The sequence below is a fragment of the Streptomyces sp. CA-249302 genome, assembly GCF_050936785.1.
Taxonomy (GTDB): domain Bacteria; phylum Actinomycetota; class Actinomycetes; order Streptomycetales; family Streptomycetaceae; genus Streptomyces.
The window spans coordinates 1484726-1506513 of sequence record NZ_JBNJMG010000001.1 but is presented as its reverse complement, the minus strand read 5'-3'; the positions used below and the strand labels follow the sequence as shown (position 1 = coordinate 1506513).

General features: G+C 71.4%; 22 protein-coding genes, 1 pseudogene and 1 riboswitch. Of the genes and pseudogenes, 11 read left to right on the top strand and 12 right to left on the bottom strand.

Features of this window, described 5'->3' with window-relative positions; translation table 11 throughout:
• Positions 1-20: 20 nt before the first annotated feature.
• From bioD to bioB, 3 genes are read right to left on the bottom strand one after another with little or no spacing between them, the layout of a single operon-like run.
• Complete coding sequence (bioD, locus tag ACQEWB_RS06795; RefSeq protein WP_432828075.1) at positions 21-743, bottom strand: dethiobiotin synthase; 723 nt, start codon at positions 741-743, stop codon at positions 21-23.
• A 1-nt stretch (position 744) separates the two neighbouring features.
• On the bottom strand, positions 745-2025 hold the full coding sequence (locus ACQEWB_RS06790) for an adenosylmethionine--8-amino-7-oxononanoate transaminase (RefSeq protein ID WP_432828073.1): 1281 nt from the start codon (positions 2023-2025) through the stop codon (positions 745-747).
• Entirely contained in the window at positions 2018-3214 is a 1197-nt protein-coding gene (gene bioB, locus ACQEWB_RS06785) for a biotin synthase BioB (RefSeq protein ID WP_432828071.1), read from the bottom strand. The genes ACQEWB_RS06790 and bioB overlap by 8 nt, the downstream gene beginning before the upstream one ends.
• Before the next feature lie 178 nt (positions 3215-3392).
• Between bioB and ACQEWB_RS06780 the strand changes: the two genes are divergently transcribed.
• Complete coding sequence (locus ACQEWB_RS06780; RefSeq protein ID WP_432828069.1) at positions 3393-4520, top strand: 8-amino-7-oxononanoate synthase; 1128 nt, start codon at positions 3393-3395, stop codon at positions 4518-4520.
• A gap of 42 nt (positions 4521-4562) precedes the next feature.
• On the opposite strand, the gene ACQEWB_RS06775 is transcribed toward ACQEWB_RS06780, so the two are convergent.
• Complete coding sequence (locus ACQEWB_RS06775; protein WP_432828067.1) at positions 4563-4790, bottom strand: DUF397 domain-containing protein; 228 nt, start codon at positions 4788-4790, stop codon at positions 4563-4565.
• Between the two features lie 9 nt (positions 4791-4799).
• Entirely contained in the window at positions 4800-5660 is an 861-nt protein-coding gene (locus ACQEWB_RS06770) for a helix-turn-helix domain-containing protein (protein ID WP_432828065.1), read from the bottom strand.
• Between the two features lie 212 nt (positions 5661-5872).
• Between ACQEWB_RS06770 and ACQEWB_RS06765 the strand changes: the two genes are divergently transcribed.
• Positions 5873-6331: an ATP-binding protein gene (locus ACQEWB_RS06765; RefSeq protein WP_432828063.1), complete on the top strand. Its 459-nt coding sequence runs from the start codon at positions 5873-5875 to the stop codon at positions 6329-6331.
• Positions 6332-6382: 51 nt separating this feature from the next.
• Here ACQEWB_RS06765 and ACQEWB_RS06760 read toward each other — a convergent pair whose 3' ends face one another.
• The 3 genes from ACQEWB_RS06760 to ACQEWB_RS06750 form a co-directional block, all read right to left on the bottom strand.
• Positions 6383-6856 (bottom strand): C40 family peptidase, encoded by a 474-nt coding sequence (locus ACQEWB_RS06760; RefSeq protein WP_432828061.1) that lies wholly within the window; start codon positions 6854-6856, stop codon positions 6383-6385.
• 3 nt (positions 6857-6859) lie between these two features.
• Positions 6860-7047: riboswitch (cyclic di-AMP (ydaO/yuaA leader) on the bottom strand.
• A gap of 363 nt (positions 7048-7410) precedes the next feature.
• Complete coding sequence (locus ACQEWB_RS06755; protein WP_432828059.1) at positions 7411-7719, bottom strand: hypothetical protein; 309 nt, start codon at positions 7717-7719, stop codon at positions 7411-7413.
• A gap of 7 nt (positions 7720-7726) precedes the next feature.
• Positions 7727-8362, bottom strand: coding sequence for an ATP-dependent Clp protease proteolytic subunit (locus tag ACQEWB_RS06750; RefSeq protein WP_432828057.1), 636 nt, complete (start codon positions 8360-8362; stop codon positions 7727-7729).
• 63 nt (positions 8363-8425) lie between these two features.
• Between ACQEWB_RS06750 and ACQEWB_RS06745 the strand changes: the two genes are divergently transcribed.
• Positions 8426-8713, top strand: coding sequence for a type II toxin-antitoxin system Phd/YefM family antitoxin (locus ACQEWB_RS06745; RefSeq protein ID WP_432828055.1), 288 nt, complete (start codon positions 8426-8428; stop codon positions 8711-8713).
• A gap of 87 nt (positions 8714-8800) precedes the next feature.
• Here ACQEWB_RS06745 and ACQEWB_RS06740 read toward each other — a convergent pair whose 3' ends face one another.
• Positions 8801-9814, bottom strand: coding sequence for an ABC transporter permease (locus ACQEWB_RS06740; RefSeq protein WP_432828053.1), 1014 nt, complete (start codon positions 9812-9814; stop codon positions 8801-8803).
• Between the two features lie 116 nt (positions 9815-9930).
• Here ACQEWB_RS06740 and ACQEWB_RS06735 point away from each other — a divergent pair, with 116 nt between their 5' ends.
• From ACQEWB_RS06735 to ACQEWB_RS06700, 8 genes are all read left to right on the top strand, one after another.
• Positions 9931-10581 carry a TetR/AcrR family transcriptional regulator gene (locus ACQEWB_RS06735; RefSeq protein ID WP_432828051.1) on the top strand — a complete coding sequence of 217 codons (651 nt, stop codon included), beginning with the start codon at positions 9931-9933 and terminating at the stop codon, positions 10579-10581.
• 87 nt (positions 10582-10668) lie between these two features.
• A complete protein-coding gene (locus ACQEWB_RS06730; RefSeq protein ID WP_037782101.1) occupies positions 10669-10971 on the top strand; it encodes an urease subunit gamma in 303 nt (100 codons plus the stop codon).
• Between the two features lie 10 nt (positions 10972-10981).
• Positions 10982-11293 carry an urease subunit beta gene (locus ACQEWB_RS06725; RefSeq protein ID WP_432828048.1) on the top strand — a complete coding sequence of 104 codons (312 nt, stop codon included), beginning with the start codon at positions 10982-10984 and terminating at the stop codon, positions 11291-11293.
• A complete protein-coding gene (locus ACQEWB_RS06720) occupies positions 11286-13007 on the top strand; it encodes an urease subunit alpha (RefSeq protein WP_432828046.1) in 1722 nt (573 codons plus the stop codon). Before ACQEWB_RS06725 ends, ACQEWB_RS06720 begins: the two co-directional genes overlap by 8 nt.
• Positions 13008-13017: 10 nt before the next feature.
• Positions 13018-13692 (top strand): urease accessory protein UreF, encoded by a 675-nt coding sequence (locus tag ACQEWB_RS06715; protein ID WP_432828044.1) that lies wholly within the window; start codon positions 13018-13020, stop codon positions 13690-13692.
• Positions 13693-13715: 23 nt separating this feature from the next.
• Positions 13716-14393, top strand: a complete 678-nt coding sequence (ureG, locus tag ACQEWB_RS06710; RefSeq protein WP_432828042.1) for an urease accessory protein UreG — start codon at positions 13716-13718, stop codon at positions 14391-14393.
• Positions 14381-15148 (top strand): urease accessory protein UreD, encoded by a 768-nt coding sequence (locus ACQEWB_RS06705; RefSeq protein ID WP_432828040.1) that lies wholly within the window; start codon positions 14381-14383, stop codon positions 15146-15148. The genes ureG and ACQEWB_RS06705 overlap by 13 nt, the downstream gene beginning before the upstream one ends.
• 143 nt (positions 15149-15291) lie before the next feature.
• Positions 15292-16902, top strand: a complete 1611-nt coding sequence (locus ACQEWB_RS06700; RefSeq protein WP_432828038.1) for an alpha/beta hydrolase — start codon at positions 15292-15294, stop codon at positions 16900-16902.
• Positions 16903-16972: 70 nt separating this feature from the next.
• Here the strand turns inward: ACQEWB_RS06700 and ACQEWB_RS06695 are convergent, their stop codons facing one another.
• The 3 genes and pseudogenes from ACQEWB_RS06695 to ACQEWB_RS06685 all read right to left on the bottom strand — a co-directional run bounded on the left by ACQEWB_RS06695 (position 16973) and on the right by ACQEWB_RS06685 (position 21716).
• On the bottom strand, positions 16973-17704 hold the full coding sequence (locus ACQEWB_RS06695) for a lysophospholipid acyltransferase family protein (protein ID WP_432828036.1): 732 nt from the start codon (positions 17702-17704) through the stop codon (positions 16973-16975).
• A 264-nt stretch (positions 17705-17968) separates the two neighbouring features.
• Positions 17969-19197: pseudogene (locus ACQEWB_RS06690) on the bottom strand (PP2C family protein-serine/threonine phosphatase).
• A 68-nt stretch (positions 19198-19265) separates the two neighbouring features.
• Positions 19266-21716: a SpoIIE family protein phosphatase gene (locus ACQEWB_RS06685; RefSeq protein WP_432828034.1), complete on the bottom strand. Its 2451-nt coding sequence runs from the start codon at positions 21714-21716 to the stop codon at positions 19266-19268.
• Positions 21717-21788 lie beyond the last annotated feature (72 nt).

Below are 21788 nucleotides of genomic sequence, written 5' to 3'. Positions count from 1 at the left end.
GCCGCGGCCACCGCCGGCCTTCAGTCCCGGGGCGCTTCCCGTTCCCGGAACGCCTCCGGCTCCCACGTCCCGTCCAGCCGCGGCGCCAGCCAACCCGGCGCCGCAGCGCGGAAGTCGGCGGGGGCCAGCGAACCGGCACCCATGGGCAGCGCGCCCAGCAAGGGGGCCGCGGCGACCTCCGAGAGGTCCGTGATGTTGCAACGCATCGCGAGATCGGGGGAGTCGGGCCAGCAACCGATGACGACGCCCAGCAACTCCAGGCCCCGCCCCCGCAGTTCGCGTGCCGTCAGCTCGGTCGTGTTGAGCGTGCCGAGGCCCGCCGACGCCACCACCAGCACCGGCGCCCGCAGCAGCTGCGCCGCGTCCGCCAGTGTCCCGCCCGCCTGGTCGAAACGGACGAGCAGCCCGCCCGCGCCCTCGACCAGCACGAGGTCGTGCTCGGTGGCCAGCTTGGCGGCGGCTTCCGCGACGTCCTGCGGCCGCACCGGCGTCATCCCGGCCCGCCGCGCGGCCGTAGCCGGCGCCAACGGCTCGGGATAGCGGGCGAGTTCGGTCGCCGTGACGGCACCCGCGAGCCGCGCCACCTCCTGCGCGTCCCCGGCCTCGTCCGGTCGTACACCCGTCTGCGCCGCCTTCAGCACGGCCACCGAGCGGCCCGCCGCCACCGCCGACGCGGCGACCGCGGCGGTCGTGACCGTCTTGCCGACCTCGGTTCCGGTCCCCGTGATCACCAGTACCGGCATGTCATCCCTCCCGCGCAGCCGCGCACACCGCGCGTGTGATCCGTGCGAGGTCCGCGTCGCCGGTGACGTACGGCGGCATCGTGTAGACGAGGTCGCGGAACGGTCGCAGCCACACGCCCTCGCGCACGGCGGCCGCCGTCGCCGCCTTCATGTCGACCTCGTGGTCCAACTGCACGACCCCGATGGCCCCGAGGACCCGTACGTCCTTCACGCCCGGCAGGGCGGAAGCCTCGGCCAGGCCCTCCCTCAGCCCCGACTCGATGCGCTTGACCTCGCCGAGCCAGTCCTGTCCGAGCAGCAGCCCTAGCGAGGCGCAGGCCACGGACGCGGCCAGGGGGTTGCCCATGAAGGTCGGGCCGTGGGCGAGTACCGGGACCTCGCCGCGCGAGATGCCGTCCGCGACCCTCGACGTGCACAGTGTCGCCGCCATCGTCATGTATCCGCCGGTCAGCGCCTTGCCCACGCACATCACGTCCGGCGTCACCGCCGCGTGGTCGGCCGCGAACAGCGCGCCCGTGCGCCCGAACCCGGTCGCGATCTCGTCGAACACCAGCAGCACGTCGTGCGCGTCGCACGCCTCGCGCAGCACCCGCAGATACGCGGGGGAGTGGAACCGCATCCCGCCCGCACCCTGCACCACCGGCTCCACGATCACCGCGGCCAGCTCGTCGGCGTGCTCGGCGATCGCCGCGCGCAGCTGTTCGGCGTACGACTCCTCGAACTCGGTCGGCGGCGCGTCCACGAACACCTGGCGCGGCAGCACGCCGGACCACAGCTCGTGCATCCCGCCCTCGGGGTCGCACACCGACATCGGCTGCCAGGTGTCGCCGTGGTAGCCGCCGCGCCAGGTCAGCAGCCGCTGCTTCGACGGACGGCCCAGCGAACGCCAGTACTGCAGGCACATCTTGACCGCGACCTCGACCGACACCGAGCCGGAGTCGGCGAGGAAGACATGTTCCAGACCCTCGGGCGACATGTCGACAAGGAGCTTCGCCAGGCGTACGGCGGGCTCGTGGGTGAGCCCGCCGAACATCACGTGGCTCATCCGGCCGAGCTGCGCGTGCGCCGCCTCGTTGAGCACCGGGTGGTTGTAGCCGTGGATCGCCGACCACCAGGACGACATCCCGTCGACCAGCTCGCCCGAGCCGTCCGCCAGCCGCAGCCGGACCCCGCTCGCCGACTCCACGACGAGCGGTTCGACCCGGCCGGGCATGGGCCCGTACGGATGCCAGACGTGCCGCCGGTCGAGCTCGAGCAGCTCGGGGACGGGCAGGTCAGGCATTGGGCGCGAGGTCCGTTCCGGCACCACGACGGCGTACGGCGACGAGGTCGGTACGGGGCTGCTCGGCCACCGGCGCCGCAGCCGCCGTACCGCAGACACCGCCGCCCGCGTGCGAGCCGCACCCGGCGTCCTCGTGGGACCCGCAGCCGCCGGCCGCGTGCGAGCCGCAGCCGGCCGTGGCCGTCGCCCGGTGCTCCGGGAGCGTGATCTCGCCGGTGCCCTCCACCTCGAACCCGGCGTCCGCGATCATGTCCAGGTCGGCCTTGCCGGCCTGGCCCTCGGAGGTCAGGTAGTCGCCGAGGAAGATCGAGTTGGCCAGGTTCAGGGCGAGCGGCTGGAGCGTGCGCAGGTGGACCTCGCGGCCGCCGGCGATGCGTACCTCGACGTCCGGGCAGACGAACCGCACCATCGCCAGGATCCGCAGGCAGCGCTGCGGGGTGAGGTGCCACTCCTGGGCGAGCGGCGTGCCCTCCATCGGGATCAGGAAGTTCACCGGCACCGAGTCCGGGTCCAGCTCGCGCAGCGAGAAGACCACGTCGACCAGGTCCTCGTCGGTCTCGCCCATGCCCGCGATCAGACCGGAGCAGGCGGACAGACCGGCCGCGTGCGCCTTCTGCACGGTGTCCACGCGGTCGGCGTAGGTGTGCGTGGTGGTGATGTCCCCGTACGTCGCCTCGGACGTGTTGAGGTTGTGGTTGTAGGCGTCCGCGCCCGCCTCGCGCAGCCGCTCGGCCTGGCCGTCGGAGAGCAGACCGAGGCAGGCGCACACCTCGACACCCTCGTTCTGGTCCTTGATCGCCTTGATGGTGCCGGCCACCCGGTCCACGTCACGGTCGGTCGGACCGCGCCCGGACGCCACCAGACAGACCCGCTTGGCGCCGCCGGCCAGCCCCGCGGCGGCCGCCTCGGAGGCCTGCTCGGGCTTGAGCCAGGTGTACTTCAGGATGTCGGCCTTGGAGCCGAGCCGCTGGGAGCAGTAGGAGCAGTCCTCGGGACACAGTCCGGACTTCAAGTTGACGAGGTAGTTGAGTTTCACCCGTCGGCCGAACCAGTGCCGGCGCACCTTGCCGGCCGCGGCCACCACGTCGAGCACGTCGTCGTCTGAGGTGGCGAGGACGGCAAGAGCTTCCTCGCGGGTCGGCAGCTCGCGCCGAAGCCCCTTGTCCACCAGCGTGTTCAGCAGGTCCATGAGAGTCGATCCTGTCCTACGGACCCGCTCGGGGCCAAGGAGAGATTGGACAACAGAGGCACTTCGTCGTGTGTGGATTGCCACATCCTGGGGTGCGGGGCGTCCGGCTAGTGTCTGTCCACTGCCTACAAAAGCCCCTGCCTGCAAAAGCCCTGCCTACAAAAGCCCCGGAGGAGCCATGGCGTTCGGCTGGATCGACGAACAGGCGGAGCTGCGCCGCCGCGCCGGGCTCGTACGGACCCTGCGGCCCCGCCCGGCCGACTCCCCGCTCCTCGACCTCGCCAGCAACGACTACCTGGGCCTCGCCCACCACCCCGCCGTCGCCGAGGGCGCCGCCGCGGCCGCCCGGACCTGGGGCGGCGGCTCGACCGGCTCCCGGCTCGTCACCGGCACGACGGAGCTGCACACCGAGCTGGAGCGCGAGCTGGCCGACTTCTGCGGCTTCGAGGCGGCGCTGGTCTTCTCCTCCGGTTACGCGGCCAACCTCGCCGCGGTCACCACGCTGGGCCCGCACGGCTCGCTGATCGTCTCCGACGCGGGCAACCACGCCTCCCTCATCGACGGCTGCCGGCTGGCCCGCGGCACCACCCAGGTCGTGCCGCACTCCGACGCCGATGCCGTGCGCAAGGCGCTGCGGACACACGAGGGCCCGGCGATCGTCGTCTCCGACACGGTCTTCTCGGTGGACGGCGACGCCGCCCCGCTGGCCGCGTACGCGGAGGCGTGCCGGGAGCGCGGGGCGGGACTCCTGGTCGACGACGCGCACGGGCTGGGAGTGCTGGGCGAAGGGGGGCAGGGGGCGCCGTACGCGGCCGGGCTCGCGGGCGCGGAGGACGTCGTTGTGACGGCCACGCTGTCCAAGTCGTTCGGCAGCCAGGGCGGAGTCGTCCTGGGCCCGGCCCGGGTGATCGACCATCTGGTCAACGCGGCCCGGACGTTCATCTTCGACACCGGCCTCGCCCCCGCGGCGGCGGGCGCGGCCCTGGCGGCCCTCAGGCTGCTGCGCGGCGAGCCGGAGCGCGCGGCACGCGCGCGTGCTGTGGCGGCCGAACTGCACGCACGCCTGACCGCCGCGGGTCACGAGGCGGTACGTCCGGACGCCGCGGTGGTCTCGGTGCGTGCGCCGTCCCCGGAGGGGGCCGTGCAATGGGCGGCCGACTGCCGTACGGCAGGCCTCGCCGTGGGCTGCTTCCGTCCTCCTTCCGTGCCCGACGGCATCTCACGGCTGAGGCTCACCGCCCGCGCGGACCTCTCCGAGGCGCAGATCGAACGCGCTGTGCGGTTGATCGGCGAAACGCGACCATGAGTCGGCGTGACACGGCCGTGCGTCGCGCGATGGCGGAACCGATCAGGACATGAACGCGGCCGTGAAGCCCGCCCAGCTCTCGGGGGAGAAGAGCAGCGCGGGTCCGGCCGGGTCCTTGGAGTCGCGCACCGCCAGCAGGCCGGCCCACGGGCCGGAGTGCGGCAGTGCCGTCTCGACGCAGTTGTTCGCTCCCGTGCTGTAGCTGCTGCGCAGCCACCGCACGTCGTGCAGATCGGTACTTGAAGGTACGTTCCGAGGCAGTGCAGACATGGTGCCTCCTTACGCGCCGTCGACTTTCCCGGCGATGTAATCCAGCGATTCCTCGGGCGAAAGGGCGTGGATCCGAAGGGCGTTGAAGGCCTCCGTATAGGCCTGGAGGTCTTCTTTCCGTTCGAGGTAGAGGCTACTCGTCAAGTGGTCGAGAACAACCACGTCCAGATCAGAAGTGCGCGAAAATGAGAAGATTACGAAAGGTCCTGTGACACCGACATGTGCCCCGGCAGCGAACGGCAGTACCTGAAGGCTCACTTGGGGCAGTCGGGCGGCCTCGATGAGCCGTTCCAGTTGGCGCGTCATGACGTCCGGGCCGCCGATCTCCCGGTGCAGCACCGCCTCGTCCAGGACCGCTGCCAGCTCCAACGGCGGATTCGAACGCAGTACGTCCTGCCGGGCCAGCCGCACCTCGACCAGCGCGTCCAGCCGTTCGTCGTCCAGTCCGTCGACCGCCGCCCGGGTCACCGCACGCGCGTATTCGGGCGTTTGCAGCAGACCGGGCACGACAGAGGTCTCCAGCGTGCGCATCGCGCTCGCCTGGGACTCCAGGCTGATGAAGTCGCGGTAGGTGGGCGGGAGGATCCCGCGGTAGGCGTGCCACCAGTGGTGCCGGCCACCGCCCTCGTCCGACCCCGCCAATACCAGCAGCAACTCCCGCAGTTGGGAGTCGGCGATACCGTAGGCGTCGAGCAGTAACCGGACATCGGCCGGTTTCACTCCGCTGGCGCCGGTCTCGATCCGGCTCACCTTGGACTGGTGCCAGCCCACCATCCGGGCCGCCTCACCACTGGTGAGCCCCGCACTCGCGCGCAGCGCACGCAGTTCGGCGCCCAGTTTCCGACGGCGCACCGCGGGACCGTTCTGCATGCGCTACTCCTTACTCCTTCCGGGCCACCCAAATACGGTCTCCCGTCGCAGAGTTCACCGCTTCGAGCGACAGATATATGCATATCTTGGTGGATCGCCACCGTGACCGGCGCGGTAATGGCAGTCTGGCGGAGAAGCACCAGTCCGGGACCGTACTCGAACCATCCGCTCTGTGTCGGACCCCGGTCCCGCGGGAAAGGGACGACTGCGCCATGGCAGACCATCTGGAAGCATCCGTCACTCTGCCGAGCGAGCCGGCCTCGGTCTCCACGGCCCGCGGCTATGTGGTCAGCACCCTGGCGGAATGGGGACTGCCGGCCGACACCGAGGCGGCCGAGACCATCCGCCTGATCGTCTCCGAACTCGCCACCAACGCCGTACAGCACACCTTCGGGCAGTCACCCACCTTCACGGTGGACATCGTCCTGGACCGTGACGAACAGTTGCACATCGGCGTCACCGACAGCCACCCGCGCTTCCCCAAACGACTGCCGGCCGCCGTCCAACAGGACAACGGCCGTGGCATGGTGATCGTTCGTTGGCTGGCCGCCGAGTGCGGCGGCAGACTCCGGGTGCGACCCACCAGAGAGGGCGGCAAGACGGTCTCCATCGAGCTGCCCTGGACCGTACCGGCCCAGCCGCTGTCGGCAGCCGGGCAGCAGGAGCCGTGAGGGCCCGCGGGGGCGACGGCCGGTCAGGTGACCGTCGCCCCCACGGGAGAGTCAGCTGACCCGGCCGTACCAGACGCTCTTCGTCCAGATCTTCTGCAGCCTCACGACGTCCCCGGTCTTCGGGGCGTGCCAGATCTTCCCCTTCCCGGCGTAGATGCCCACGTGGTACACGCTGGAGCCCGAGTGGAAGAACACGAGGTCTCCGGCCTTGCGGCTCTTCGAGGAGATGTGGTGGGTCTTGTTGTACTGCTGGGCCGCCGTCCGGGGCAGTTTCTTGCCCGCCTTCTTGAACGAGTACAGCGTGAACCCCGAGCAGTCGAAGCGGCGCGGTCCCGTGGCGCCCCACTTGTACGGGGAGCCTTTCTTGGACGCCGCCACCTGAAGTGCCTTCGTCGCCGGCGTGGCGGCCGCGGCGTCGGAGGCGACACCCGGGACCACGACGGAGCCGCCTACCGCGGCGATGGTGAGAGCCGAGGCCGTACCGGCCCGGACCATGAGCGACGGGACACGATTGAGCGCAGTCATGCGCAACCCTTCGTCAGCCGCCTGTGAAGGATGACCTGTCGGATTCGGGCTGGCGAAGTTGCCCGGCCGCTGACGCGGCTTCACCCCAAGGGCTGCTCGGTCCGGTCATGGCGTGACCGTGCCGGCGACCCGTACTGCTTGGGTCCTCCACTCCTGCCGATCCACTCCTGTCGACTCGGTCATCCGGGCGGCGGCAGGACTCGGCGTCCACCCGGACCGCCCCGCCGCTTCGGCGGGGGCTTGTCGTCAGACAGGGATCTTGACTCACGCTTGTCCCAAAATCCCAATGGAATCGGGGATTTGTGTTGTTACTCACCACTCACCCGTTCGGGTGGACACCCCCTTGTTCGAGACGGCGTCGAGGGGGTGAACCAGCCCCGGACCAGCGGCGGAATGTCCCATTCCGTCCGTCGTCCACGCGCGTTGCGCAAGCTTGACGGTCGCTAAAAAGGAGACGCGGCTACTCCGAACGGGGGTACGTCGTTTGGTTCGTTTCAACTCCGGTCCGGACGCTTCGTCCCGGTGACGGACCGTCCGGACCGGCTGTGCGTGCGTCAACTGTCGGAGTGCGGCGGCACGGTGACCCGGGCCGTGCGCCGCTCCCCGTCCAGGACCCTGAGCGCCTGCGCCAGCGTGAACGCGTGCAGCTCGGTCTCGCCCCGCTGATGCATCAGCGCCAGCGCGTCCCGCAGCTCGGCCGCCTTGCTCACCAGCGCCTGGGCGGCACGCAGTCCGCGGTACGTGTCCCCGTGGTGCGCGGGGTTGATACGGCCGAGCAGATCGACCACGTCGAGGTAACGGTCGATCAACTCGCCCTCGGCGCGCGTCAGCGCGGGCAGCGGCGGCAGTTCGGGTGGGAGCACCGGCCGCTCACCGCCCGGTCGGCGGCGCGAGGGTCGGCCGGCGGCTGGGGATGATCCGGTCCACCAGTCCGTACTCCACCGCTCCCTGGGCGTCCAGGATCTTGTCCCGCTCGATGTCCGCGGTCACCTGCTCCGGGCTGCGCCCCGTGTGCCGTACGAGCATCTCCTCCAGGCGGGCGCGCATCCGTGTCAACTCCGCGGCCTGGATGGCCAGATCGCTGGCCTGCCCCTCGACCGGCTCGGCCAGCGACGGCTGGTGGATCACCACGCGGGCGCCCGGCAGCACGAACCGCTTGCCCGGTGTGCCGGCGGCCAGCAGCGCCGCGGCGGAGGAGCCCGCCTGTCCCAGGCAGGTCGTCTCCACGTCGCAGGTGACGTACTGCATCGTGTCGTAGACCGCCGTCATCGCGCTGAACGAGCCGCCCGGCGAGTTGATGTACAGCGCGATGTCCCGGTCGGGGTCCTTGTGCTCCAGGTACATGAACTGCGCCATCACGTCGTTCGCCGAGATGTCGTCGACCGGCGTCCCGAGGAAGACGATCCGCTCCTCCAGCAGCTTCGAGTACGGATCCATCGACTTGTGCCCGTAACTGGTGCGCTCGGTGAACTCGGGCAGGACATGGCGGGCGGACGGTCGGGTCATGGGTACCCCTCCTTCGGCGTCTGTAAGAAATGTACAGGACGTACGTGACGTTATGATGGGGGTATGGCCTACGAGATTCCGGTGACGCAAGCCAGGGCTGAGCTCGCCGACCTGATCAACCGGGTGGTGTACGGCGGCGAGCGCGTCGTCGTGACACGGCACGGCAAGCCCCTGGTCGCCCTGGTCTCCGCCGCTGACCTGGAACGACTCGCCGCCCTCGACGCACTCGACAAGCCGGTCGAGGAGCAGGTGATCAGCGCGGTCTCGACCGTCCGCGAGGTCGCTTCGGCTCCCCGCGAACGCCGGCGGTTCGGCATCGCGGCGGAGCACCGGGGATCGAACCCCTCGTAAGAAAAGCTCTGTTGGGGCACGGAAAGGCCGTGCGTCCCCGTCCGCTACAGCGGGGACGCACGGCCGGTTCGGTGTGCCGTGGCGCGGTCAGCCGACCGGGGCGAGCTCCCGTTCGGCGACGGGGTCCGTGGCCTTCGCCCGGCTCTTGAGCGCGCTGCCGAGGAGCACGGCGCCCAGGCCCAGCGCGGCCCACCAGGTCAGGGTGAGGGCGGGGCCGGTCGCCGCGGCGCCGTCGAAGAAGGACTCCGAGCGCAGCAGGGTCGTCCCGGCGCCCGGCGGCAGCCACTGGCCGATCGTGCCGACCGGCTCCGGCAGCATGCTCGGCGCCGAGGACGCGCCGGAGAACGGGTTGCCGAGGAACATCACGACGAACGAGACGATCCCGATGCCCGCCGGGCCGACGAGGGCCGCGAGCCCCGCCACGGCCGCGGCGACCGCCAGCGTCGACAGCCCGAACGTCCCGGCCTCCGCCCACCAGTCGCCGGTCAGCACACCGAGCCAGCTGTGCGCGACGGTGACCGCGACCAGGCCGACCAGCGCCGCCGCGACGACCAGAGCGAGCGCGGCACGGATCCCGCGCAGCCCGTGCAGGGTCACTATGGCGCCCGCCACGATTCCGGCCAGGGCGAGGGGCAGCACGCTGGCGCTCAAGGCGGCGCCCCGAGGGTCCTCGGCGGGAGCGGCGACGACGTCGACCGTCTTCACCGGGGTGCCGGTCGACGCGGCCTGCTGCGCCACCGCCTGCTGGAGCAGCTGGGCGACGACCGGGCTCGCAGCCGACGCGGTCAGCAGTTCGGGGCCCTGGGCGGTGACCACGACCGCGCCGTATACGGTCCGGTCCTCGATGGCGTGCCGGGCGGCTTTCTCGTCGGCGTAGTGGTGGATCTCGAACGCACCCTTGTGTCGCGTCAGCTGCTGTTCGACCTGGGCCGTGGCGGCGGTGGGGCCGGCCACGCCGAGCGGCACGTCGCGGGGCGCGGTGCGGGCCGCCGGCCAGGCGAAGGCCCACAGGGCCAGCGCGGCGAGCAGGGGGACGAGGGCGACGACCGCGAGGAGGCGGCGGGTTTGCGTCCGCGGGGGAGTAGCGGAAGCGGTGGACATGGGGGTTGTTCCTCTCGGAGCGCTAAAAAGAAGGATCGTTCGTTTTTGGTGTGTCACCACCGTCCCGCCGCTGTGGCCGCTTGTCAAGAAGGAATGTTCGTTTTAGCTTGTGGGGCATGGCCCGCGTATCCCAGGAACACCTCGACGCCCGGCGCCGGCAGATCCTCGACGGCGCCGCCCGCTGCTTCGCCCGCAACGGCTTCCATGCGACGTCCATGCAGGACGTGCTGAAGGAGGTCGACCTGTCGGCCGGGGCGGTCTACCGCTACTTCAGCGGCAAGGACGAGCTGATCGCCGCGATCGTCATCGAAGTGCTCGGCCAGGTCCACGAGGGCTTCGAGGAGGCGGCCCACAGCATTCCGCCCACGTCTCCCGACCTTCTGGTGACGACGGTCCTGGGCCGCGTACTGGCGAGCAGGGAGGCCTTGACCGTGGACGGGCGGCCCGCGTTCCCGCGGCTGGTCGTCCAGGTGTGGACGGAGACACTCCGCAACGACGAACTCGCGGCCCTGCTGCGCGAGGGCTACGGCGCCGTGCAGGACGCGTGGACGCGCATCGTCGAGGCGTACCAGGACGCCGGGATGATGCGGTCGGACGTGTCCCCGGACCATGTGGCCCGCACCATGATGTCCGCCGCCATGGGGTTTCTCGCGCAGCAGGCCCTGTTCGGGCCGATGCCGGCGGACGTGCTGCGCGACGGTCTACGGGCGTTGATGAGCGTGCAGGATCACAGCTCGGTTAACTTGCTTGAAACTCGGTCCAACTAGCCTGCCGATCCACGCCACCAGGGACTTTGCCCGTGGCCGCGGCAACCGGACCCCGCACGGTCCGGAGCGAGGACTGTGAGGTGGGACGTGCAACTGACCCCGCACGAGCAAGAGAGGCTGCTCATCCACGTGGCGGCCGACGTGGCCGAGAAGCGCCGGGCCCGTGGACTGAGGCTCAACCACCCCGAGGCGGTCGCGCTCATCACGTCGCACATCCTCGAGGGCGCGCGTGACGGCCGTACCGTCGCCGAGCTCATGGCCTCCGGGCGCAAGCTGCTGACCCGCGACGACGTGATGGAGGGCATCCCCGAGATGATCCACGACGTCCAGGTCGAGGCGACCTTCCCGGACGGCACCAAGCTCGTCACCGTCCACGACCCGATCGTCTGAGGGGGCCGCGATGATCCCCGGAGAGCTCCTCTTCGCCGACGGTCCGATTGCCTACAACGAGGGCCGTGAGGTCACCAGCCTGACCGTCCTCAACTCCGCCGACCGTCCCGTCCAGGTCGGCTCCCACTACCACTTCGCCGAGGCCAACCCCGGGCTCGACTTCGACCGCGCCGCCGCCCGCGGCAAGCGGCTGAACATCGCCGCCGGTACGGCCGTGCGCTTCGAGCCCGGCATCCCCGTCGACGTCGAACTCGTCCCGCTCGCCGGCGCCCGCGTGGTGCCCGGGCTGCGCGGGGAGACCGGAGGTGCCCTCGATGCCTGAGATCTCACGCGCCGCGTACGCCGACCTGTTCGGCCCGACCACCGGCGACCGCATCCGGCTGGCCGACACCGACCTGATCGTCGAGATCGAGGAGGACCGTTCCGGCGGGCCCGGACTCGCCGGTGAGGAGGCCGTGTTCGGCGGTGGCAAGGTCATCCGCGAGTCCATGGGACAGTCGCGCGCTACGCGCGCAGACGGCACCCCGGACACCGTCATCACGGGCGCGGTGATCATCGACCACTGGGGGATCGTCAAGGCCGACGTCGGCATCCGCGACGGCCGGATCACCGGGATCGGCAAGGCGGGCAACCCCGACACCATGGACGGGGTGCACCCGGATCTGGTGATCGGCCCGGAGACCGAGATCATCGCGGGCAACGGGCGAATCCTCACCGCCGGCGGGGTCGACGCGCACGTCCACTTCATCTGCCCGCAGATCGCCGACGAGGCGCTGTCCGCCGGTGTCACCACGGTGGTGGGCGGCGGCACGGGCCCGGCCGAGGGCTCCAAGGCCACCACGGTCACGCCGGGCCCCTGGCACCTCGCCCGCATGCTGGAGGCGATGGAGCAGTACCCGCTCAACATCGGCTTCCTCGGCAAGGGCAACACCGTCTCGCACGAGGCGATGCTGTCGCAGATCCGCGGCGGCGCCCTGGGTCTGAAGCTGCACGAGGACTGGGGGTCGACCCCGGCAGTCATCGACGCCTCGCTGACCGTGGCGGACCGGACCGGTGTCCAGGTCGCCATCCACACGGACACCTTGAACGAGGCCGGTTTCGTGGGCGACACGCTCGCCGCCATCGGGGGCCGGGGCATCCACGCCTACCACACCGAGGGCGCGGGCGGTGGGCACGCTCCGGACATCATGACCGTCGTCTCCGAGCCGCACGTCCTGCCCAGCTCCACCAACCCGACCCGCCCGTACACCGTCAACACCGCCGAGGAACACCTCGACATGCTGATGGTCTGCCACCACCTCAACCCGGCCGTCCCCGAGGACCTGGCCTTCGCCGAGTCCCGGATCCGCCCCTCGACCATCGGCGCCGAGGACATACTGCACGACCTGGGCGCCATCTCGATCATCTCCTCCGACGCCCAGGCCATGGGCCGGGTCGGCGAGGTGATCCTGCGCACCTGGCAGACGGCGCACGTGATGAAGCGCCGACGGGGCGCGCTGCCCGGCGACGGGCGAGCGGACAACCATCGGGTACGGCGCTACGTCGCCAAGTACACGATCAACCCGGCGCTCGCGCAGGGCCTCGCGCGCGAGGTCGGATCGGTGGAGACCGGCAAGCTCGCCGACCTCGTGCTGTGGGAGCCGGCGTTCTTCGGCGTCAAGCCGCATCTCGTCGTCAAGGGCGGGCAGATCGCGTACGCGCAGATGGGCGACGCCAACGCGTCGATCCCGACGCCGCAGCCGATCCTGCCGCGCCCGATGTACGGCGCGATCGGGCGGGCGCCCGCCGCCAACTCCTTCAACTTCGTCGCCCCGTTGGCCATCGAGGACGGGCTGCCGGAGCGGCTCCAGCTGGGGAAGCGGTTCGTGGCGATCGAGTCGACGCGCGGGGTGACCAAGGCCGACATGCGCGAGAACGACGCGCGGCCGCGGGTGCGGGTCGACCCCGACAGCTTCGCCGTGCACATCGACGGCGAGCTGGTGGAGGCCACGCCGGCCGCCGAACTGCCCATGGCCCAGCGCTACTTCCTCTTCTGATGGTGGCGTGATGTCGAGAGCCGCACTTCTTGTCCTGGCCGACGGCCGCTTTCCCGCCGGAGGGCACGCGCACTCCGGCGGGGCCGAGGCGGCGGTGAAGGCCGGGCGGATCACCGGGGGCGCGAGCCTGGAGTCCTTCTGCCGGGGGCGGCTGCACACGGCGGGGCTGGTCTCGGCCTCGCTGGCCGCGGCCGCCGTACTCGGCCTGGACATCCGGGAGCTGGACGCGGCGGCGGACGCGCGGACGCCGTCACCGGCGCTTCGGGTGGCCGCGCGGAAGCTGGGACGCCAACTGCTGCGGGCCGCGCGGGCGACCTGGCCTTCGGACGAACTCGACGCTGTGGCGCGGCAGTTCCCCAAGGGGGCGCATCAGCCCGTGGTGTTGGGGCTGGCGGCTCGGGCGGCCGGGCTGGAGGCCGTGGACGCGGCCTACTGCGCGGCCTACGAGAGTGTGAGCGGGCCGGCGAGTGCGACGGTGCGTCTGCTGAGCCTCGACCCCTTCGACGCGACGGGGGCACTGGCGCGGCTCGCGCCGGAACTGGACCGCGTCGTGGACCAGGCCGTGGAGGCCGCACGCCGGGCTGTCGACGAGGGAGTCGACGTCCTGCCCGCCGCGTCCGGCCCCTTGTTGGAGATCGGCGCGGAGGCGCACGCCGCCTGGGCGGTACGCCTCTTCGCGTCCTGAGAACGTCATTTGGAGCCGTACCCATGCACCTCGACCACACCCACGACGGCCCCTCTGCCGTCAGCGCCGACGCCCGTCGTCCCGACGGCTCGCGCCGTGCACTCCGTATCGGGCTCGGTGGGCCCGTCGGCTCCGGGAAGACCGCCACCGTCGCCGCGCTCTGCCGGGCCCTGCGCGAGGAGCTGTCCCTCGCCGTCGTCACCAACGACATCTACACCCGTGAGGACGCCGAGTTCCTGCTCCGGGAGGCCGTGCTGCCGCCCGAGCGGATCACCGCCGTCGAGACGGGCGCCTGTCCGCACACCGCGATCCGGGACGACATCTCCGCCAACCTCGAAGCGGTGGAGGATCTGGAGGACGAGGTCGGGCCGCTCGATCTGATCCTCGTCGAGTCCGGTGGGGACAATCTCACCGCCACCTTCTCCAAGGGACTCGTGGACGCGCAGATCTTCGTGATCGACGTTGCGGGCGGGGACGACATTCCGCGCAAGGGCGGGCCCGGCGTGACCACCGCCGACCTGCTCGTCGTCAACAAGACCGACCTCGCGCCGTATGTCGGGTCCGATCTCGGACGTATGGCCGCCGACGCCAAAGCCCAGCGCGCCGAACTGCCCGTCGTCTTCCAGTCGTTGAGGAGCGCGACCGGCGTCACGGACGTCGCCGCGTGGGTGCGGGCGCAGCTCGCCGCGTGGACGGCGTGACCGTGAGCGGGGTGCGCGCCACCGCTCGGATCGTCGCCCGGCAGGACGGGAGGGGCGGGACCTCGCTGCCCGTACTGGAAGGTGAGGGGCCGCTCGCGCTGCGGCGGACGCGGGGGAGCGGTGCCGAGGCGCGCGTCATGCTCGTCGGGGCGATGAGCGGACCGCTTGGCGGGGACCACTTCACCGTCGAGGCGGAGGTGGAGGCAGGGGCGCGGCTGAGGGTCGGCTCGGCCGCCGCCACCATCGCGCTGCCGGGGCAGACGAAGGGCGAGTCGCGTTACGACGTGCGGCTCGACGTCGGCGACGGGGGCGAACTGGAGTGGCTGCCCGAGCAGTTGATCTCCGCCAAGGGCAGCGACCTGTACGTCAGGACGCGCGTCGAGCTCGGCGCCGGGGCGCGGCTGGTGCTGCGCGAGGAGCAGGTACTCGGGCGGACCGGGGAGCAACCCGGACGCCTGACCAGCCGTCTTACCGTGCGCGTCGAAGGGCGCGCCGTGCTGGACCAGGAGCTCGCCTGCGGGCCCGGGGCGCCGGGCGGCTGGGACGGTCCCGCCGTGCTGGGCGGGCATCGGGCCGTCGGGCAACTCGTCGTCGTACGACCGGAGTTCGCGGCCGAACCGGTGGCGGCCCGGATGCTGGGGGAGGATGCTGCCCTCATGCCGCTGGCCGGGCCGGCCGCGCTGGTGAGTGCCACGGCCGGGGACGCGCTGCGGCTGCGGCGCGTGCTGGACGAGGCGCTCGCCGCCCTCGGGTGAGTATCCGCTGAGCGGGACACGGGTTCCCGTTTATCGGATTGGCAAAGAAGGTCAACGACCTCTGTTCTCAGACTGCTCACAGCCGCGAGGATCCCTCTGTCCATCGGAAGAGACCGATGAAGAGACTGAGGGGGAGGCCCCACTTGAGGGGAATGAGACCGAACAGGCGGACGACGGTGCTCGGTTCGGCCGGAGCGCTCGTCACCGCCACGCTGATAGCCGGCGCCGTCGCGGCGCCCTCGGCCAGCGCCAGCGCGGCGTCCGGCGCCGGGTACGGCAAGGACCGCGAGGCCCGCGGTGCCGCGATCGCCGCCGCCCGGGCCGCCAAGGCCGGCATCGACTGGCAGGACTGCCCCGCCGACTGGGGCTTCGCCAAGCCCATCCAGTGCGGCTGGGTCAGCGTCCCGCTCGACTACGCCAAGCCGTACGGCAAGCAGATCAAGCTCGCCGTCGACCGCATCGGCAACACCGGGACGGCGGCGGACCGGCAGGGCGCCCTCGTCTACAACCCGGGCGGCCCCGGCGGCTCCGGCATGCGCTTCCCGACCCGGGTCACCAACAAGAACCCGATCTGGGCCAACGTGGCCAAGGCCTACGACTTCGTGGGCTTCGACCCGCGCGGCGTCGGCCACTCCGCGCCGATCTCCTGCATCGACCCGCAGGAGTTCGTGAAGGCGCCGAAGGCCGACCCGGTCCCGGACTCCGAGGCCGACAAGCTGGCCCAGCGCAAGCTGGCAGCCGAGTACGCCAAGGGCTGTGCCGAGCGCACCGGCAAGGCGATGCTGGCCCAGATGACCACGCCGAACACCGTGCGCGACCTGGACGTCATCCGTGCCGCGCTCGGCGAGAAGAAGCTCAACTACCTTGGCGTCTCCTACGGCACGTACATCGGCGCCGTCTACGGCACCATGTTCCCGGGCCACCTGCGCCGCATGATCGTGGACAGCGTGGTCAACCCGTCGAAGTCGAAGATCTGGTACCAGGCCAACCTGGACCAGGACGTCGCCTTCGAGGGCCGCTGGAAGGACTGGGAGGACTGGGTCGCCGCCAACGACGCCGCCTTCCACCTCGGCACGACCCGGGACGCCGTCCAGGCGAAGTGGCTGGAACTGCGGGCCACCGCCAAGAAGAACCCCATCGGCGGGGTCGTCGGCCCGAACGAGCTGATCGGCTTCTTCCAGAGCGCCCCGTACTACGACTCCTCGTGGGTGCCGGTCGCGACGGTCTTCAGCAAGTACTTCGCCGGCGACACCCAGGCGCTGGTCGACGCCGCCGCCCCCGACCTGTCGGACACCGCGGGCAACATCACCGCGGAGAACGGCAACGCCGTCTACACGGCCGTCGAGTGCACCGACGCCAAGTGGCCCACCAGCTGGAAGAAGTGGGACAAGGACAACACCGAGCTCAACAAGAACTACCCGTTCATGACCTGGGCCAACGCCTGGCTGAACCTGCCCTGCGCGACCTGGCCGGTGAAGCAGCAGAACCCGGTGGACGTGACGACCCACAAGGGCCTGCCGCAGGTCCTGATCGTGCAGTCCACCCGTGACGCCGCCACCCCGTACGACGGCGCCGTCGAACTGCACAAGCGCTTCAAGGGCTCCCGCCTGATCACCGAGAAGGACGCGGGCTCGCACGGCGTGACCGGCCTGGTCAACCCGTGCATCAACCAGAAGGTGGACGACTACCTCCTGAGCGGCAAGCTGGACGCCGCGGACGTGACCTGCACCCCGCACGCCACGCCCAAGCCTTAACCGGCAGTCGTACGAAGTGAGGGGCGACCGGAGTGATCCGGCCGCCCCTCACCCACATGCCCGACCCGTCCTATCCCAGCGGCATCCGCGGGAACCGGCGCTCCTTCTCCGCGGCCCCGGCCGCCTCCGCCTCCTGCGCCTTGACGACGGCCGCGTACTCGTCGACGTACTCCTGCTCGGACAGCGTCAGGATGGCGTACATGATCTCGTCGGTGATGGCCCGCAGGATCGCCTTCTCGTTCTCCATGCCGGCGTAGCGGGAGAAGTCGAGGGGCTTGCCGAAGCGGATGACCACGGGGTGGATGTTCGGGATGACCTTGCCGGGCGGCTGCGCCTCGAAGGTGCCGATCATCGCGCAGGGGATGACGGGGACCTGGGCCTTGAGCGCCATGACGGCGACTCCGACCTTGCCCTTGTACAGGCGGCCGTCGTGCGACCGGGTGCCCTCCGGATAGATCCCGAGCAGCTCGTTCTTGCGCAGTACGCCGAGACCCTCGCGGATCGCCGCCTGCCCTGCCTCCTTGCCGGTGCGGTCGACCGGGATCTGGCCCGCGCTGCGGAAGAAGGTCGCGGTGAGCCGGCCCCTGATGCCGGGACCGGTGAAGTACTCCTTCTTCGCGAGGAAGGTGATGCGGCGCTTCAGGATCGCCGGCATCAGGAAGTGGTCCGAGAAGGAGAGATGGTTGCCGGCGACGATGGCCGGCCCCTCCGCCGGTACGTGTTCGAGCCCCTCGATGCGAGGCCGGAAGACGAGTCTCAGCAGTGGTCCCAGCAACACGTATTTGAGCACGTAGTAGAACAAAGGGGTCGCTCCTCACTCCGGCGGATCGCCTGGGCCGCCGCGTTCCGGCAGGTCAACCGGCGTGTCGTGGGTTTGTCAGTGTAGGTGCAGCCGCAGTCCGCCGGAACACGGCGGACACCGCGTCGCGCACATGGGGAGCAACTGCGGGACCAGCCTCCTGTTACCCGTTGGTAGAAGGCAACTTGACGGCCCATCATGGCGGATTCCGCATCCCGGCTGGCGGGCCACCACGTCTTGATCGCACGGTGCCGTGTGCGGTACCGCTCACAACCGCACGATCACCAGCGCCGTGTCGTCCGTCGCGCCGCCCGGGGGAAGCAGCTCCAGGAGGACCGCGTCGGCGAGGGGTTCCGGGGCAGGGTGCGGTGGCGGGTCAGGGAGGTGGCCAGGCGGGAGAGGCCCTTGTCGATGTCCTCGTGACGGCGTTCGATCAGGCCGTCGGTGTAGAGGACGAGGGTGGCGCCCTCGGAGTACGTCGTGCAGGCCTGGGGTCTGGGGATCGGGTCGGGGTGGGCGTCGAGGGGCGGGTCGGTGGCCTGGTCCAGGAACTCGACCCGGCCGTCCGGGTGGACCAGGGCGGGTGGCGGGTGGCCGGCGCTGCTGTACGTGATCGTGTGCTCGTCGAAGTCGATGAACGTCGTCACGGCGGTGGCCGATTCGGCGCCGTCGACGACGTTGGCGTAGCGGCCGAGGACGTTGAGGGCCTCGGCCGGACCCGCGGCGACCCGGGACGCGGCGCTCAGCGCGCTGCGCAGCTGGCCCATGACGCAGGAGGCCTCCAGACCGTGTCCGACCACGTCGCCCACGGCCACCCCGATGCGGTTGCCGCCCACCAGGTCGACGAGGTCGTACCAGTCGCCGCACACGTTCAGCGCGCCCACCGCGGGCCGGTAGCGCACGGCGGCCTGGTGGTGGCGGACCTGCCGGCGGGCGGGGAGCATCGCCTCCTGGAGGGCGAGGGCGACCTCGCGCTCGCGGGCGTGCGCCTGGCGCAGCCGTTCGTTGAGCTCCTGGAGTTCGCGGGCGCGCGTGTACAGCTCGGCCTCCAGGACGCGGGCCCGGCTGCCGCTCGGGCCGCCGCGGGCCCGGATCAGCTCGGTGACCTCCTCGACCCGGTGCACCAGCAGGATGACCTTCCCCTCGGCGTCGAGCACCGGCGCGTTGACGGGGCTCCAGTAGCGCTCCTCCCACTCCCCGGGCCGCTGGGGATCCTCGACGTCGTACCGCTGCAGGGCCATCGCGTCCCGCGTGCCGGTGGCCACCACGCGCTCCAGCGAGGCGGCCAGGTTGCGCATTCCCGAGGCACCGGCGTCGTTCGGGTTGTCCGGGAAGACGTCGAAGAGATAGCGGCCGATGACCTGCTCGCGGGTGCGCCCCGCCACCCGCAGGAACTCCTCGTTGGCGTCCGCGTAGATCAGGTCGGGCGTCAGCAGCGCCACCATGCCCGGCAGCGCCTGGAACACCCCCGCGTAGTCGATGGCCGCATCGTTCATGGCTACCGCCCATCCGCCGGAATCACACCATTTTCCCATGCCGTACGACGTATGTGCGTCCCTGTCCGTCAGGCCGGCGGATCCGTCAGGGACTGCTCGGCCCAGATGACCTTCCCCTCGGGTACGAAGCGGGTGCCCCATCGCTGGGTGAACTGGGAGACCAGCAGCAGTCCGCGGCCGCCCTCGTCGGTGGTGCGCGGATGGCGCAGGTGGGGTGCGGTGGCGCCGCCGTCGGACACCTCGCAGATCAGGGCGCGGTCCCTGATCAGACGCAGCCGGATCGGGCCGTCCGCGTGCCGGATGGCGTTGGTGACCAGCTCGCTGACGACGAGTTCGGTGGTGAACGCCAGCTCCTCCAGGCCCCACTCGGCCAGCTGCCGGGCGGCCTCCTTGCGGGCGTCGGCGACCACCGCCGGGTCGGCGGGCAGGTCCCAGTCGGCGACCTGGTCGGCACCGAGCAGCCTGGTGCGGGCCATCAGCAGGGCCACGTCGTCGTACGGGCGGTCCGGCACCAGCGCGTCGACCACGGCCCGGCAGCGCAGGTCGAGCGTCGGCGCGAGCCGCTCCAGGGCACGGCGCAGCCGGTCCCGGTCGGCGTCGACGGCCCAGTCGGCGCCCCGGGCCAGCAGCCCGTCGGTGTGCAGCGCGAGGGTGCTGCCCTCGGCCAGCGCCAGCTCGACCGACTCGAAGGGCGGACCCCCGGCGCCCAGCGGCGGCCCCTGCGGCAGGTCGACGAAGCTCACCGAGCCGTCCGGCATCACGACCGCGGGCGCGGGATGGCCGGCCGCGGCCATGGTGCACTGGCCGTCGACGGGGTCGTAGATCACGTACACACACCCGGAACCCACCTGCTGGACGCCCGCGCCCTCCGGCCCGAAGCCCTCCTCGTGGGCCGTCCGCCCGACCAGGTCGTCGAGGTGCGCGAGGATCTCCTCCGGCGGCAGATCGAGCGCCGCGAGGGTGCGTACTGCGGTGCGCAGGCGGCCCATGGCCGCGGCGGCGTCGATGCCGTGGCCGGGCACCTCGCCGACGACCAGGGCGACCCGCGCGCCGGACAGGGTGATCAGGTCGTACCAGTCGCCGCCGAGTCCGGTCAGCTCGTCGGCCGGGCGGTAGCAGGCGGCCACCTCCACCGCGTCCTGCTCGGGCAGCCGGCGCGGCAGCAGACTGCGCTGGAGTACGAGGGCCGCGTCCCGTTCCCGGCTGTAGCGGCGGGCGTTGTCCACGCAGACGGCGGCCCGGGACACGAGGTCCTCGGCGAGGGTGAGGTCGTCCTCGTCGAAGGGGTCCTGGCGGTGGCGCCGGAAGAAGGTGGTGACGCCCAGCGTGACGCCCCGGGCACGGATCGGCACGATCAGCACGCTGTGCAGGCCCAGCTCCAGGAAGGTCGCCGCCCGGTCGCCCGGTATGCCGGTAGCCCACTCCTTGGCCAGCGGGTCCAGCCGCCCCTCCCGCCAGGAGCGGCCCGTGGTGAGGCTGCGGATCGGGGGTGAACCGGCGAGGTAGGTGGCCACCTCGCCGATCCCCACGACGGCCTCCGGGACCCCGGCGTTCACCGACTGGTGCCCGGCCCGCCGCAACGGCACGTGGTCGGTGGCGCGCAACGGGCCCGGCTCGGGCTCGGCGCCGCGCAGCACCGAGTCCAGCAGGTCGACGCAGACGAAGTCGGCGAAGCCCGGCACGGCCACGTCGGCCAGCTCCTGCGCGGTCCGCGTGATGTCCAGGGTGCGGCCGATCTGCTCCCCGGCCCGGTCGAGCAGCGCCAGCCGCTGGCGGGCGCGGTGCCGCTCGGTGATGTCCACGACCGTGTAGTAGACGCCCATCGGGTGACCCTGGTCGTCCTCCAGCCGGGTGAACGAAAGCATGTGCGCGGTCTCCCGGTGCGGCGCCGAGCGGACCTGGCCCACGTGCTCGTACCCGACCACCGGCCGGCCGGTCTCCAGCACGCGCCGGATCTGCGCCTCGATGCCCTCGGTGTCGATGCCGGGCTGGATCTCCACGAGCCGCCGGCCCAGCCGCTCGTCCGCGGAGCCGCCGCCGAACTGCTCCAGGGCGGCGTTCGACCAGACGCAGCGCAGGTTCGCGTCCACGATCGCTATACCGACGGGGGAGTCGGTGACCATCTGCTCCAGCACGGTCCGGCTCATGTCCCAGCCGCGGGCGCCCGCCATGTCGGACAGCAGGACCAGCCAGTGGGCCGCGCCGTCGGGTTCCACCGCCGGAGTGATCCGCACCATCAGCCGGACCGGCCGCCCGCTGCGGTGGCGCGCGGTCAGCAGCCCCGCCCAGCCGCCGTCCCGGCGGCACCGCTCGGCCAGCTCGGGCACCCGGGCGGCGTCCTCGGCGGACAGCAGACCGGCCACGTCGGTACCCACCACCTCGGGGGCGGTGTACGCCAGCAGCCGCTGGGCGTCCGGCGTCCAGCTCGTCACCACGCCCCGCTCGTCGAGCAGCAGGGGCGCGGCGTCGGCCACGTCGAACCGCTGCCGGGCAACGTCCTGCTCCTCGTGAGTGCCCACGGCCGACCTCTCTGTCGCTGAGAGTGGTCTACCACCTCTTGTCCCCATCTTCACCCTTCGGGCACCTGGGAG

Bases quoted from the DNA above. Each gene is read 5' to 3' on its own strand.
- bioD (WP_432828075.1), bottom strand. From the start codon at position 743: ATGCCGGTACTGGTGATCACGGGGACCGGAACCGAGGTCGGCAAGACG.
- ACQEWB_RS06790 (WP_432828073.1), bottom strand. From the start codon at position 2,025: ATGCCTGACCTGCCCGTCCCCGAGCTGCTCGAGCTCGACCGGCGGCAC.
- bioB (WP_432828071.1), bottom strand. From the start codon at position 3,214: ATGGACCTGCTGAACACGCTGGTGGACAAGGGGCTTCGGCGCGAGCTG.
- ACQEWB_RS06780 (WP_432828069.1), top strand. From the start codon at position 3,393: ATGGCGTTCGGCTGGATCGACGAACAGGCGGAGCTGCGCCGCCGCGCC.
- ACQEWB_RS06775 (WP_432828067.1), bottom strand. From the start codon at position 4,790: ATGTCTGCACTGCCTCGGAACGTACCTTCAAGTACCGATCTGCACGAC.
- ACQEWB_RS06770 (WP_432828065.1), bottom strand. From the start codon at position 5,660: ATGCAGAACGGTCCCGCGGTGCGCCGTCGGAAACTGGGCGCCGAACTG.
- ACQEWB_RS06765 (WP_432828063.1), top strand. From the start codon at position 5,873: ATGGCAGACCATCTGGAAGCATCCGTCACTCTGCCGAGCGAGCCGGCC.
- ACQEWB_RS06760 (WP_432828061.1), bottom strand. From the start codon at position 6,856: ATGACTGCGCTCAATCGTGTCCCGTCGCTCATGGTCCGGGCCGGTACG.
- ACQEWB_RS06750 (WP_432828057.1), bottom strand. From the start codon at position 8,362: ATGACCCGACCGTCCGCCCGCCATGTCCTGCCCGAGTTCACCGAGCGC.
- ACQEWB_RS06745 (WP_432828055.1), top strand. From the start codon at position 8,426: ATGGCCTACGAGATTCCGGTGACGCAAGCCAGGGCTGAGCTCGCCGAC.
- ACQEWB_RS06740 (WP_432828053.1), bottom strand. From the start codon at position 9,814: ATGTCCACCGCTTCCGCTACTCCCCCGCGGACGCAAACCCGCCGCCTC.
- ACQEWB_RS06735 (WP_432828051.1), top strand. From the start codon at position 9,931: ATGGCCCGCGTATCCCAGGAACACCTCGACGCCCGGCGCCGGCAGATC.
- ACQEWB_RS06725 (WP_432828048.1), top strand. From the start codon at position 10,982: ATGATCCCCGGAGAGCTCCTCTTCGCCGACGGTCCGATTGCCTACAAC.
- ACQEWB_RS06720 (WP_432828046.1), top strand. From the start codon at position 11,286: ATGCCTGAGATCTCACGCGCCGCGTACGCCGACCTGTTCGGCCCGACC.
- ACQEWB_RS06715 (WP_432828044.1), top strand. From the start codon at position 13,018: ATGTCGAGAGCCGCACTTCTTGTCCTGGCCGACGGCCGCTTTCCCGCC.
- ureG (WP_432828042.1), top strand. From the start codon at position 13,716: ATGCACCTCGACCACACCCACGACGGCCCCTCTGCCGTCAGCGCCGAC.